The following is a 13,037-nucleotide window of genomic DNA, read 5'->3' on the forward strand; positions in this document are numbered from 1 at the left end:
AGTTCCTCCGTATGGGTAATCGCTAAAGCTTATCACATTCCCTTTTCAGGGCGTGCCTGTTTCCCAGCCACTTCGACAGGATATAAAGAGCCCGTCAGGCACGCGGCCCAGCGTCACTTCGCAGGCCTTCTGCCAGCAGGCGAAATCATTGATGGCGGATGTTAACCCTTTTTCCAGGGTCGCGGTTACCCTGACGCCCTCTTCCAGATACAGCGCAATGACCTCTAGCGTGCCGGTTTTACGGTGCATTTTGGCATCCATGCGCCCTACCAGTTGTCCCTTGTGCAGCAGGGGCAAAACAAAGTAACCGTACTGGCGCTTTGGCGCGGGAGTATAGCACTCCAGCCGGTAGCTGAAATCAAACAGCTGCTCGGCCCGTTTTCTGTCCCAGACCACCGGATCAAAAGGTGACAGCACCGCGCTATGGGTTGCCTGAAGTTTACCTGCTTCAGCTTGTGGCAGCAGCGGGAGTAAATCCGCATGCAGCCACATCTCGCCCAACTTCTCTACAGAGACCGGGATAACCCGCTGTTCACGCTGCCAGTTATCCAGCAACGGTTTCAGCGCGGGCTGTCGGAGACGGTAATAATCGGCCAGCCATTGCGGACGGAAAATACCCAGACTGCGGGCGCTGTTTTCAAGCATGACGGCTTCGGCTGCCTCTTGTGTGAGCAGGTCGCGCTCGTCGTCCCAGTGAGGCATCACCCGCTGCGTCAGGTCGTACACCCGTTGAAAATTACGCCGCTCGACTACCATCACCTTGCCTGATGTAAACAACCCTTCGAGATGGCGCTTGTGCGGTTTCCATTCCCACCAGCCGCTTGCCCCTTTTCGTGGATGTTCAAAATCCGCGGAACGTACTGGCCCCTTTTCCGCGATATGGGCAATGAGCTGCTCAATCTCAGCCGCATGCTCGTGCATCCACGCCTGCCGGTATTTCCAGCCCATTTTTTCCGGGGCGAGCATACGGTGGCGAACCAGGGCAAAATCGCTGCGGGGCAGGAAACAGGCTTCATGTGCCCAGTATTCCATCAGCTCTCCCTTGCTGAGCGCATCATCGAGCCACTGAGGCGGATAATTGCCCAGCCGGCTGAACAGCACCAGGTAGGGGCTACGAGCCACAATGTTGATGGTGTCGATTTGCAACAACGACATGCGTTGCACGGTAGTGAGGATATCGGCAGGCTGCGCGCGGCGACGGGGCTTTTTAAGAAGTCCTTGCGCGGCAAGGTGCAAGTTACGTGCGGCTGAAAGCGAGAGTTGCGGTAAAGACATGCGTTTTCCTGTCAGTCAAAGCGCCACCAGAACCGCGTAAGCTCTTAATGCACCAACGCAATCAGTTCCTGGAGCAAGTGTTCCGGCTGCTCGCCGCTGAGTTCAGCGTCAACCGGCAGATACCACCAGTTTTCTTTCGCAAAAGCGCGGCATTTCACCGCATCTTTTTCGGTCATGATTAATGTCTGACCGGATGTTGTCAACGCGTCTACCTGCTCCGCCACCAGCGCCTGGTGATCGGCCAGCGGAACACGTTTTTCAAGGCGGGCACCACACTGTTCCAGCGTTGCGAAGAAACGCGGAGGATGACCAATACCTGCCATCGCGACCAGCGCGGGTAGCCGGGAAACGGCCTGTCGTTCACCGGTCAACAGGTTAATCGCCATGCCTGGCTGGAGTTGCATCGGGATCTCCCCCGGCTGTGCCACACCGCCGTTAACAATCACCGCATCCACGGACTTCAGGCGCGAAGCGCGTTCACGCATGGGGCCTGCAGGCAGCCACCAGCCGTTGCCAAAACGGCGGACGCCATCAATGACCACAATCTCTTTATCACGCGCCAGCGCGTAATGCTGCAGACCGTCATCGGTAATAATTATTTGCACGTCGTGTTCGGCAAGCAGCGCCTGAACAGCATCACTACGCACCGGAGAGACTGCGACAGGCGCGCCAGTGCGCTGATAAATCAATACCGGCTCATCCCCCGCCTCGGCGGTCGTCGTGTCCGGCGTCAGGAGCAGTGGATAGTGCGCCGCTTTGCCGCCGTAACCTCGCGACACCACGCCGGGGCGGATGCCGCGCTTTTGCAGTTGCTCAACCAGCCAGATGACCACAGGGGTTTTGCCGTTCCCCCCTGCCGTGAGGTTGCCCACCACGACAACCGGCACCGGTGCACGCCACGCCCGCTTTAGCCCCAGACGGTAAAGCAGACGAATAATGCCGCTCACCAGACCATACAGCCAGGAGAGCGGCAGAAGCAGCAGCCACAGCGGAGACTCACCGGACCAGATGCGGGCAATCATTCGCCGAACTGCATCTTATGGAGCTGAGCGTAAACACCACGCTGTGCCAGTAAATCGGTATGGCTACCGCGTTCTACAATGACCCCATCCTCCACAACGACGATTTCGTCAGCCTGTTCAATCGTTGACAGGCGGTGCGCAATCACCAGTGATGTACGGTTCTTTTGCAGTTCATCCAGCGCAGACTGAATTGCACGTTCAGATTCTGTATCCAAAGCAGAGGTTGCTTCGTCAAGGATCAGAATAGGGCTGTTACGCAGCAGTGCACGGGCGATGGCGATACGCTGGCGTTGACCACCGGAGAGCAGAACTCCATTCTCACCGATGATGGTATCCAGGCCGTTGTCCATCTTGTTAATAAAGTCCATGGCATAGGCCATGCGAGCGGCTTCTTCAATCTGCTCGCGGCTGTACTCTTCAGTGCGCGCATAGGCAATGTTGTTCGCAACAGTATCGTTGAACAGATGCACGTTCTGAGACACCAGCGCAACCTGGTTACGCAGCGACTGCAGGGTGTATTCCCGCAGGTCGTGACCGTCTAACAAAATTTCACCCTGATCGATGTCGTAGAAACGGGTAATCAGGCTGGCAATCGTCGATTTACCCGAACCGGAACGGCCGACCAGTGCAACGGTTTTGCCTGCCGGAATGGTCAGGTTGATGTTACGTAATGCTGGAACTTCACGGCCAGGGTAAGTGAAGGTCACGTTGTGGAATTCGACATCGCCCTTTGCGCGCTCAATGACGCGGGTACCTTCGTCTTTCTCTTGCTCGGAATCCAGGATGCTGAACAGCGTCTGGCATGCAGCCATCCCGCGCTGGAACTGGGCGTTAACGTTGGTCACCGACTTCAGCGGACGCATCAGCGCAATCATAGAAGAGAACACAACGGTGATGGTCCCCGCCGTCAGCGTTTCCATTACGCTCGGGAAGCTTGCCGCATACAGGACGAATGCCAGAGCCAGAGAGGCAATCAGCTGAATAATGGGGTCAGAGATTGAAGAGGCCGAGACCATTTTCATCCCCTGCAGACGCATTTTGTTGCTGACTTTATCGAAGCGCTTTGTTTCGACCTCCTGCCCGCCGAAAATCAATACCTCTTTATGTCCTTTCAGCATCTGCTCAGCGCTGGTGGTCACCTGCCCCATCGTATTCTGCATATTCTTACTGATATTGCGAAAACGCTTTGAAACGACGCGGATCGCGACAGAAACAACCGGTGCCAGCACGATGAGGATCAGCGACAGCTGCCAGCTGTAATAGAACATCATCACGAACAGACCGATAATTGACGCACCTTCACGCACAACGGTAATCAGTGCGCTGGAGGAAGAGGATGCCACCTGTTCTGAGTCATAGGTAATACGTGAAAGCAACGTACCCGTCGATTGTTTGTCAAAGAAGGCCACCGGCATGCCCATCATGTGGCTGAACAGCCGACGGCGCATTGTCATGACCACTTTTCCTGACACCCAGGAGATGCAATAACTGGAAATATAGCTGGTGATACCGCGTAAGATCATCAGTCCGATCACCACCAGAGGCATCCATAGCAACACTGAGCGATCCGTTTTACCAAAACCGTCATCCAGTAACGGTTTGAGGAGCGATAACATAAAAGTATCGCTGGCTGCGTTGAGAACTAACGCTATACCCGCCACGATTAAACCTGCTTTAAAAGGTGCAATCATCGGCCAGAGTCGGCGGAAGGTTTGCCACGTGGAGAGATCTTTGTCGTTATGCATTCAAAAAACCAGCATCTGTTGAAATAGCCGCATATTCTACCCGTTATCGACGGGCGCGCCAAACCACTGATGATACCAACGCGGTAAATATTGCTCCCGCAACCGTCGGATTTGCCAGGCATGTTGCGAAAACGTCACCGATATTTGGCCCGAATGTGGGGTATCGTGCCAGACATAGCCCTCTTTTCGATAACGCTTCACCACCTTCACTGACGGGAATCGCCACGCATTGTAACGGGCCGCAGAATCCAGCGCGATATCGCCTCCCACCCGTTGTACCAGCGGCAACGATGAGGAGGTATTACTGCCATGGTGCGGCACCTGTATCACCGTTGACGTCAGATAACGCCAGTAATGGCTAAGCATAGCCTGTTCCGCTTGCGCTTCAATGTCCCCTGTCAGCAAAACACTCTGCTCACCGTCATCAATTTTAACCACGCAGGAGCGATTGTTACCCTGGGCAGAGGGTCCAGCCGGTGGCCAGTGAACGGTCAATGTTAGCCCCTGCCATTTCCACTGCTGCCCGCGAAAGCAGGAAAGATGCTGCGCCCACCCCAGCGGGCTGCGTACCCATAAGCCGGGCCATGCCGCCTGCAGCGATGCCAGACCACCTGCATGGTCCAGGTGCTCGTGACTGAGAATAACGCCCTCTGGTTGCAGGTGATGCCAGCGTAACCAAGGAATAATCAACTGCTGCGCACTGTCTCCCCCAGGCCAGCCGGGACCGGTGTCGTATAGAAGCGCTTTACCCTGCCGCTCAATAACCATTGATAGCCCCTGCCCCACATCCAGCATATGCAACGTCCAGCTATCGGTTTTCTCCGTTCGCATGAATGGGGATGCCAGCACGACAGTTCCTGTCAGACACACCGCCGGCATGCTTTTCCAGGAGCGAAAGCGCCAGCCGATAATGGCCAGCCAGGGCAGCAATGTCAGGTACTGCCAGCGCTCATCGACATCCTGCCAGCCATCAGGCAGACGCTGCAGCAGCCAGAACAAACCGGCCAGGGACTTATCTGCCGCAAACCATACGCCAGTCTCCAGGGAGACCAGCGGGAGCAGGTGCAGTAGCATACCGAGCAGGATCAGCGGAACCGAGATAAAGGTCACCAGCGGAACGGCAAAGAGATTGGCCACCAGCGAAGAGACGCTGAAGCCATGGAACATCAACACCTGCAAAGGCAGGAGCAGAAGCAACATTCCGACCTGCAGATAGAGTAAATTTATCAGGGGTCGCACCCGGCGAGTCCAGCGCCAGCTGGGGAGTGGCAGCCACTGAAACCAGAAAATCAACGCCGCGACAGCAAACGCTGACAACGCCAGGCTTTGAGAAAGCACCGCCAGCGGATCAACGATGAGTATCGCTGCAATACAGCTACACCAGACCTGCCATGCAGACCACTGACGCGCGCCGATCCGCAGAGCGGCCAGCACCGCAAGCGCGATGACCGTGCGTAATGCTGGCGGCTGCAAACCCGTTAGCCATGCGTAGAAGGCCGCAAAAAACAGTCCCGCAAGCAGGGGCATCTGCCAGCGGATCCACTGACACGGCAGTAAAAACTGTAAACCCCTGGCAAGCAACCAGACGATGGAGGCCGCCAGCGCAATGTGCAAACCCGAGATCGCCATCAGATGCGACGTGCCGGTTTCACGCATCAGTGTTTTTATTTCCCGGGGCACTTCCAGGCGCTCGCCCATCCCCAGCCCCAGGATCACCGCTCCCCATCGATAGGCTGAAAGGGTGTCGTGCAGCGATGACAGATAGCGGGCACGCAAGCTGCAGCGTTCATCAATAATTTCTGCCCGTGTAAAACGTCCGCTCAACGTTTGATGGCGGGCAAAAGCATTTCGCTGAGGATCATATCCTCCGTCGTTCAGTTCACCATGTACAGGCCTGAGCCTGAGCGTCATGGCCCAGCGCTGACCCGCGCAGGCCTTTTGCGGCAGGTAATTGCCATACAGCACGATGCCCGTCGATGCCCACCAGCGTTTGCCATTAAGTGCAACGAGTTTCCCCTGATGGACTGTTGCGCCATCGGTGGCGGTGATCTCTACCTCAGCCTTGACTGCACCGGTGGTTAGATGCTGCATCGGCCAGACGCTTTCCTGCGCTGCCAGAATACCCCACGCGCAAAATAACAACCCCATACCGATACACTTCAGACTGAAGCTTCGCTGTAAGCCCAGCAACACCCCACCGGCAACCATGATCCATACAGTATGCCGTGCAGGTAGTTCAGGTAACCAGAGTAGCGGCACTATCGCCAGAATGGCGCACAGACTTAGTGTGGGAATTCCCATTACGACCTCCCTGTTTCAGGGCGGCAGTATGTAAGAAGAGGGAGAGAGGCGTCAGTTGAATAAAATGCAGGTTACAGCGCGCGCTGCACTGTTTTTGTCGGTTTGCAGAAAACGACACGGGGATTGCGGCACGGCTTCAGAATAAAAACGATAAGTACAAAAAAAGCACCCGGAGGTGCTTTCTTTTGAACCCAGTTTAACCTGATGGCTAAACTCAGTTGCCGTAAATATTGGCGCGATCGCGCAGTTCTTTACCCGGCTTAAAGTGTGGAACGTACTTACCTTCCAGCTCGACTTTATCGCCAGTCTTCGGGTTACGCCCGGTACGTGGAGCACGATAGTGCAGAGAAAAACTACCGAAACCGCGGATTTCAATGCGCTCGCCCTGGGCAAGAGTGGTGGCCATATGCTCCAGCATCTCTTTTACGGCATCTTCCACTGCTTTAGCTGGGATATGCGGTTGCTGACTGGCAAGTCTTTCAATCAATTCTGACTTGGTCATGATTCCTCCGGTTCCTTTCAAACCAATTAGCTGAACAGCTCATTAAACAAGGGCGGCCGTAGCCGCCCTTTGTTATTGATTACAGGACGAATCCTGCAATCTGTCAAGTTTGCTCCTCATCCTTCGCGCGATAAATGCGTTACCGCTCAAAGGATGCTGAGGACTTGATATTACTCGCCTTTAGCTGCTTTGAAAGCTTCAGCCATTGCGTTGTTAGAGAAGTTTGCATCTTCCTGTTTGTTAACAGTAGCGATTGCATCTTTCTCGTCAGCTTCGTCTTTCGCACGAACAGACAGGCTGATTGCACGGTTCTTACGGTCAACACCGGTGAACTTAGCTTCAACATCGTCGCCAACGTTCAGAACCAGAGTGGCATCTTCAACGCGGTCACGTGAAGCTTCAGAAGCGCGCAGGTAACCTTCAACGCCGTCAGCCAGTTCTACGGTTGCGCCTTTAGCGTCAACTGCAGTCACTTTACCGTTTACGATTGCGCCTTTCTTGTTCAGTGCAACCCAGTTGTTGAACGGATCTTCTGCGAGCTGTTTAACGCCCAGAGAGATACGCTCACGCTCTGCGTCAACCTGCAGAACAACTGCTGCGATTTCGTCGCCTTTTTTGTATTCACGAACTGCTTCTTCGCCTGCAACGTTCCAGGAGATGTCAGACAGGTGAACCAGGCCGTCGATGCCGCCGTCCAGGCCGATGAAGATACCGAAGTCAGTGATAGACTTGATTTTACCTTCAACACGGTCGCCCTTGTTGTGGGTTTCCGCGAACTGCTGCCATGGGTTGTTTTTGCACTGCTTCAGGCCCAGGGAGATACGACGACGTTCTTCGTCGATATCCAGAACCATAACTTCCACTACGTCACCAACGTTAACAACTTTGGATGGGTGGATGTTTTTGTTGGTCCAGTCCATTTCGGAAACGTGTACCAGACCTTCAACGCCTTCTTCGATTTCAACGAAGCAGCCGTAGTCAGTCAGGTTGGTCACGCGGCCAGTCAGTTTGGTACCTTCTGGGTAACGCTTAGCGATAGCTACCCATGGATCTTCGCCCAGCTGTTTCAGGCCGAGGGATACACGAGTACGCTCGCGGTCGAACTTCAGCACTTTAACAGTGATTTCGTCGCCCACGTTCACGATTTCGCTTGGGTGCTTAACGCGTTTCCACGCCATGTCGGTGATGTGCAGCAGGCCATCAACGCCGCCCAGGTCAACGAATGCGCCGTAGTCAGTGAGGTTCTTAACGATACCTTTGACTTCCATGCCTTCCTGCAGGTTTTCCAGCAGCTGATCGCGTTCTGCGCTGTTTTCGGATTCGATAACGGCACGACGGGAAACAACAACGTTGTTACGCTTCTGGTCCAGCTTGATTACTTTGAACTCAAGCTCTTTGCCTTCGAGGTGCAGGGTGTCACGGACTGGACGAACGTCTACCAGAGAACCTGGCAGGAACGCACGAATACCATTCAGCTCAACAGTGAAGCCACCTTTAACTTTGCCGTTGATAACACCGACCACAGTTTCAGCTTCTTCGTAAGCTTTCTCCAGCGTGATCCATGCTTCGTGACGTTTAGCTTTTTCACGAGACAGCAGGGTTTCGCCGAAGCCGTCTTCTACTGCGTCCAGAGCAACGTCAACTTCGTCACCTACCTGGATTTCCAGCTCGCCCTGGGCGTTTTTGAACTGCTCTGCCGGAATGGCGGACTCAGATTTCAGACCGGCGTCAACCAGTACTACGTCTTTGTCGATAGCAACAACAACACCGCGAACGATGGAACCCGGACGGGTTTCGATTTCTTTTAAGGATTCTTCAAACAGTTGAGCAAAAGATTCAGTCATGTTTAATCTTCAGGTTAATATTAACGTCCACCTGGCTCCGTGCCGGATGGGGTTGTTTCACATACCCGCCGTCAATCCATTGCAGCGGGGGTACTGCTAAATCGGTCGCAATTACGCGAGTGCCAGTTTTTGGCGCGCATATTGTAGCGCTTTTTCAATCACTTGCTCAATAGTTAAACTGGTGGAATCCAGAACTAATGCATCTTCTGCAGGAACAAGTGGGGCGACGGCGCGGTTACGGTCGCGGTCATCGCGCTCTTTTATCTCGGATAAAAGGCGATCAAAGTTAACACTAAACCCCTTCTCCTGCAACTGAAGCATGCGGCGTTGAGCCCGTTCTTCCGAGGAGGCGTCAAGGAAAATTTTCACTGGCGCATCAGGGAATACCACCGTCCCCATATCTCGTCCGTCAGCGATCAGGCCGGGTGCTTCACGGAAAGCACGCTGACGGCGTAACAGGGCCTCACGAACGCGCGGGAAAGCCGCCACCTGAGAGGCAGCGTTCGCAACCTCCTGCGTACGAATTTCGCCGCTCACATCTTCCCCTTCCAGGATCACTTCGAGGTTGCCATCGGTCGAGACAAAACGCACATCCAGATGCGCAGCCAGCGGAACCAGCGCCTCTTCAGACGCAACATCAACATGGTGATGCAGCGCTGCCAGCGCCAGCACGCGATAGATAGCTCCCGAATCTAAAAGATGCCATTGCAATGCTTCCGCCATCGCCTTGCACAGAGTTCCTTTCCCTGCGCCACTAGGCCCATCAATGGTGATTACCGGGGCAACTGCCGTCATCTTTTTCTCCTTAATAAAGGCATACCGTTAACATGAACGCCGCGCATTATACGCGCCAACGTGCGCAACTGTTACCTTTGCGTGCAAATTACGGAATTAATGAAGCAGAGTGTAGAAGAAATGTGCGGGAACAAACGTCAGAAAACGTAAGGAAATGCCGCATCGGGTGATGCGGCATCTTGTCATCAGGCTAATGTACTGATACTGATGCGGGCCAGCTGTTCGAAATAGTCCGGGAAGGTTTTCGCCGTACATTTCGGATCGAGGATCGTGACAGGTGTATCGGACAACGCCACCAGCGAGAAGCACATCGCCATACGGTGATCGTTGTAAGTTCCGATTTCCGCGAACTGCAGTTTTGCCGGAGGCGTTACGCGAATGTAGTCTTCGCCCTCTTCCACTTCGGCGCCTACTTTACGCAACTCGGTGGCCATCGCGAACAGACGGTCGGTTTCTTTCACGCGCCAGTTGTAGATGTTACGCAGCGTCGTGGTACCTTTTGCAAAGAGCGCAGCGGTGGCAATGGTCATTGCCGCGTCAGGAATGTGGTTCATGTCCATATCGATGGCGTTGAGTTCACCACGTGTACAGGCGATGAAATCCTCCCCCCAGGTCACCACCGCACCCATTTTCTCCAGCACATCAGCAAAACGAATATCGCCCTGCACGCTGTTACGGCCAATACCGGTCACTTTCACCGTACCGCCTTTAATCGCGCCTGCCGCCAGGAAGTAAGACGCAGATGAGGCGTCACCTTCAACCAGATAGTTACCCGGAGACTGATACTGCTGTGCACCGCGAACCACGAAGCGCTGATACGCGTGGTTTTCCACCTCCACACCGAAGGTTTTCATCAGATGCAGGGTGATATCAATGTACGGCTTAGACACCAGGTCACCCTTGATGGTGATGACCGTATCCTGCGGTGCCAGCGGTGCAGTCATCAACAGTGCCGTCAGGAACTGGCTGGAGACGCTGCCGTCCACCTCGACGTTGCCGCCGGTAAAGCCACCGCGAAGGCGCAGTGGTGGGTAATTCTCTTGCTCCAGATAGTCAATCTGGGCACCGCCCTGACGAAGGGCATCCACCAGATGACCGATCGGACGCTCTTTCATGCGCGGCTCGCCGGTCAGAACAATATTGTTGCTGCCCAGGCACAGAGCTGCCGCCAGTGGGCGCATGGCGGTTCCCGCGTTACCCAGAAACAGCTCCAGTTCCTCGGCTGAACGTAGCGCACCGCCATTCCCCGTCACTTCACAGCGGGTACGGTCGTCAGACAGCGTGTAGTGAACTCCCAACGCTTTCAGCGCATTGAGCATATGGCGCACGTCATCGCTGTCCAGCAGGTTCGTGAGGACGGTGGTGCCGTTTGCCAGAGCTGCCAGCAGCAGAGCGCGGTTCGAGACACTTTTTGAACCAGGCAGATTGATGGTGCCATCTACCCGCGCGATAGGTTGTAACGTCAGGGATTCCATGAAACTTAACTCTCAACTCAACATAATAAAAACCCCGCAGCAGGGCTACGGGGGTGAAAACAGCGCAATCAACCGTGGCGACGTTCGAAGTCAATCATGAAATCGGTCAGGGCTTTAACGCCTTCCAGCGGCATGGCGTTATAGATGGAGGCGCGCATGCCGCCTACCACACGGTGACCTTTCAGCGCATGCAGACCTGCGGCGAAGGACTCTTCCAGGAAAACTTTATCCAGGTTGCTGTCCGCCAGCTGGAACGGCACGTTCATGCGGGAGCGGTTGGCTTTCGCCACATCGTTACGATAGAAATCACTCTTATCAATGACGCCGTACAGCAGTTCAGCTTTCTGCTGATTGATCTTGTCCATCTGCGCCACGCCGCCGTTTTGCTTCAGCCATTTAAAGACCAGGCCGGAGAGATACCAGGCAAACGTCGGTGGGGTGTTGAACATGGAGTCGTTATCGTTCAGCACAGTGTAATCAAGAATCGACGGGCAGGATTTATGCGCTTTACCCAGCAGATCGTCACGTACGATGACGATAGTCAGGCCTGCAGGGCCGATATTTTTCTGCGCACCCGCATAGATGACACCGTAGCGGCTGACGTCAATCGGCGCAGAGAGAATGGTAGAGGAGAAGTCAGCGGCAACCACCACGTCTTTACCGAAGTTCGGCGTCTCGTCGATGGCAATCCCGTCAATGGTTTCGTTCGGGCAGTAGTGCAGATACGCGGCGTTGTCAGAGAGCTGCCACTCGCTCATTGGCTTAACGGCACGCAGGCCATCAACGGTCACTTTGGCGTCGATAACGTTTGGCGTGCAATACTTATGCGCCTCTTTCACCGCGCTGGCAGCCCAGTAGCCAGCGTCTACATAGTCTGCCGTGGTTTTGTCACCCAGAATATTCAGCGGTACGCCAGCAAACTGGCCGCGTCCACCACCGTGGCAGAACAATACTTTGTAGTTCGAGGGAATGTTCAGCAGATCGCGAAAATCCTTTTCTGCCTCTTCCGCCACCTGAATAAACTCTTTACCTCGGTGGCTGATTTCCATCACCGACGTACCCAGACCGTTCCAGTCACAAAGTTCCTGTTGAGCCTGTTTAAGCACGTCTGCCGGTAACATTGCCGGACCTGAACTGAAATTAAAGACTTGAGCCATTTCCCCTCACCACGCTAAAAGCCATAAGTTATAACTGTGGATATCGGTTTTATCATTCAGTGACACGCGCCGCAATGTCTAAAACTTATGACCGGTGAAATGTGCCCTTCGTCACACAATACAATCTGTCGCCTCGCTGTCACAAAACCGACAAAATGGCTGTCAGACAAGGCGTTTGGCCCGGCTAACCTTCGACCATTCCGGATTTGTACAGCGGGGACATAATTGATGATCGCCCACGTGCATGGCAACGACATGGCTACATCTTACACAGGCATATTCGCCGGATTCCGGTACCGTTTTAAACCGCTCGATCAACATATCCGGCAGAATACAGAGCCCTGGCTTAACCTCGTCGTCAGGATAGTAATACACGCTGATTTGCCCATTCGTTTCCATTATCGCCAGACGCACTTGCCCAAGCTGCTCCACGCTGTTCAGCCGCAGCTCCATAAAGAACTCAAATTCGGTCATATTGGCGCTTTGGACATTTTCCCAGGCCAGCTGTCCGTTCTCAACGATAACGACGGGTTTCCCTTCAAGCATGTCTTCCAGCTTTTCGCTTTTCGACATCAGCCACATGACCAGCCGGTAAAGCAGCGCCAGCGTGACGAAGACAATAAACACCGGCACCATTGGCACATCATCGTAAAAAGCGACATCCCCCGCCGCTGAACCCAGCGTCAGAATGATCAGCACCTCAAACAGCGACATCTGCCGTACGCCACGCCGACCGGTGATTTTAAGAAACAGGAAGACCAGGACGAAGGTATACAGACTACGCAGCGCCACTTCGCCTAAAAATTCGGGTGGGACTTTATCAAACGCCATCCTTTGCAGATCGAATGCTTTCATTTTTTTTATGCCTTAACAGTCAGTTACTGACAGTAAGCATAGCCCAGTCTTTTATTTTCGCCGGAG

The 13,037-nt window shown here is 54.3% G+C and carries 10 protein-coding genes; all 10 read right to left on the reverse strand.

The annotated features are described in order from the left end of the window. Positions 1 to 45: 45 nt before the first annotated feature. The 10 genes from ACOTX3_RS01325 to ACOTX3_RS01370 all read right to left on the reverse strand — a co-directional run bounded on the left by ACOTX3_RS01325 (position 46) and on the right by ACOTX3_RS01370 (position 12,971). Positions 46 to 1,275 carry a winged helix-turn-helix domain-containing protein gene (locus tag ACOTX3_RS01325; protein WP_058679354.1) on the reverse strand — a complete coding sequence of 410 codons (1,230 nt, stop codon included), beginning with the start codon at positions 1,273 to 1,275 and terminating at the stop codon, positions 46 to 48. Between the two features lie 44 nt (positions 1,276 to 1,319). Beyond that, entirely contained in the window at positions 1,320 to 2,297 is a 978-nt protein-coding gene (gene lpxK, locus ACOTX3_RS01330) for a tetraacyldisaccharide 4'-kinase (protein WP_058679353.1), read from the reverse strand. Continuing rightward, entirely contained in the window at positions 2,294 to 4,042 is a 1,749-nt protein-coding gene (gene msbA, locus ACOTX3_RS01335) for a lipid A ABC transporter ATP-binding protein/permease MsbA (protein WP_127869020.1), read from the reverse strand. Before msbA ends, lpxK begins: the two co-directional genes overlap by 4 nt. Before the next feature lie 36 nt (positions 4,043 to 4,078). Continuing rightward, positions 4,079 to 6,343, reverse strand: coding sequence for a ComEC family protein (locus tag ACOTX3_RS01340; RefSeq protein WP_127869019.1), 2,265 nt, complete (start codon positions 6,341 to 6,343; stop codon positions 4,079 to 4,081). 214 nt (positions 6,344 to 6,557) lie between these two features. Further along, positions 6,558 to 6,845, reverse strand: coding sequence for an integration host factor subunit beta (gene ihfB, locus ACOTX3_RS01345; protein ID WP_003858233.1), 288 nt, complete (start codon positions 6,843 to 6,845; stop codon positions 6,558 to 6,560). Between the two features lie 170 nt (positions 6,846 to 7,015). Continuing rightward, the gene (gene rpsA, locus ACOTX3_RS01350; protein ID WP_008499966.1) at positions 7,016 to 8,689 is read right to left on the reverse strand and encodes a 30S ribosomal protein S1; all 1,674 of its coding nucleotides are present in this window, start codon (positions 8,687 to 8,689) and stop codon (positions 7,016 to 7,018) included. Between the two features lie 111 nt (positions 8,690 to 8,800). Then, positions 8,801 to 9,484, reverse strand: a complete 684-nt coding sequence (gene cmk, locus ACOTX3_RS01355) for a (d)CMP kinase (RefSeq protein WP_013097305.1) — start codon at positions 9,482 to 9,484, stop codon at positions 8,801 to 8,803. Between the two features lie 185 nt (positions 9,485 to 9,669). Next, positions 9,670 to 10,959 carry a 3-phosphoshikimate 1-carboxyvinyltransferase gene (aroA, locus tag ACOTX3_RS01360; RefSeq protein WP_058679350.1) on the reverse strand — a complete coding sequence of 430 codons (1,290 nt, stop codon included), beginning with the start codon at positions 10,957 to 10,959 and terminating at the stop codon, positions 9,670 to 9,672. A 68-nt stretch (positions 10,960 to 11,027) separates the two neighbouring features. Beyond that, on the reverse strand, positions 11,028 to 12,116 hold the full coding sequence (gene serC, locus ACOTX3_RS01365; protein ID WP_028028021.1) for a 3-phosphoserine/phosphohydroxythreonine transaminase: 1,089 nt from the start codon (positions 12,114 to 12,116) through the stop codon (positions 11,028 to 11,030). Positions 12,117 to 12,278: 162 nt separating this feature from the next. Continuing rightward, entirely contained in the window at positions 12,279 to 12,971 is a 693-nt protein-coding gene (locus ACOTX3_RS01370) for a DUF421 domain-containing protein (RefSeq protein WP_013097308.1), read from the reverse strand. Positions 12,972 to 13,037: the final 66 nt, after the last annotated feature.

The organism is Enterobacter cloacae complex sp. IR5384, assembly GCF_049237265.1.
Taxonomy (GTDB): Bacteria; Pseudomonadota; Gammaproteobacteria; order Enterobacterales; family Enterobacteriaceae; genus Enterobacter; species Enterobacter cloacae.

Excerpts from the sequence above, each read along its gene's own strand:
- lpxK (WP_058679353.1), bottom strand. The coding sequence starts at position 2,297 with ATGATTGCCCGCATCTGGTCCGGTGAGTCTCCGCTGTGGCTGCTGCTT.
- cmk (WP_013097305.1), bottom strand. The coding sequence starts at position 9,484 with ATGACGGCAGTTGCCCCGGTAATCACCATTGATGGGCCTAGTGGCGCA.
- aroA (WP_058679350.1), bottom strand. The coding sequence starts at position 10,959 with ATGGAATCCCTGACGTTACAACCTATCGCGCGGGTAGATGGCACCATC.
- rpsA (WP_008499966.1), bottom strand. The coding sequence starts at position 8,689 with ATGACTGAATCTTTTGCTCAACTGTTTGAAGAATCCTTAAAAGAAATC.
- msbA (WP_127869020.1), bottom strand. The coding sequence starts at position 4,042 with ATGCATAACGACAAAGATCTCTCCACGTGGCAAACCTTCCGCCGACTC.
- ACOTX3_RS01370 (WP_013097308.1), bottom strand. The coding sequence starts at position 12,971 with ATGAAAGCATTCGATCTGCAAAGGATGGCGTTTGATAAAGTCCCACCC.
- ACOTX3_RS01325 (WP_058679354.1), bottom strand. The coding sequence starts at position 1,275 with ATGTCTTTACCGCAACTCTCGCTTTCAGCCGCACGTAACTTGCACCTT.
- ihfB (WP_003858233.1), bottom strand. The coding sequence starts at position 6,845 with ATGACCAAGTCAGAATTGATTGAAAGACTTGCCAGTCAGCAACCGCAT.
- ACOTX3_RS01340 (WP_127869019.1), bottom strand. The coding sequence starts at position 6,343 with ATGGGAATTCCCACACTAAGTCTGTGCGCCATTCTGGCGATAGTGCCG.
- serC (WP_028028021.1), bottom strand. The coding sequence starts at position 12,116 with ATGGCTCAAGTCTTTAATTTCAGTTCAGGTCCGGCAATGTTACCGGCA.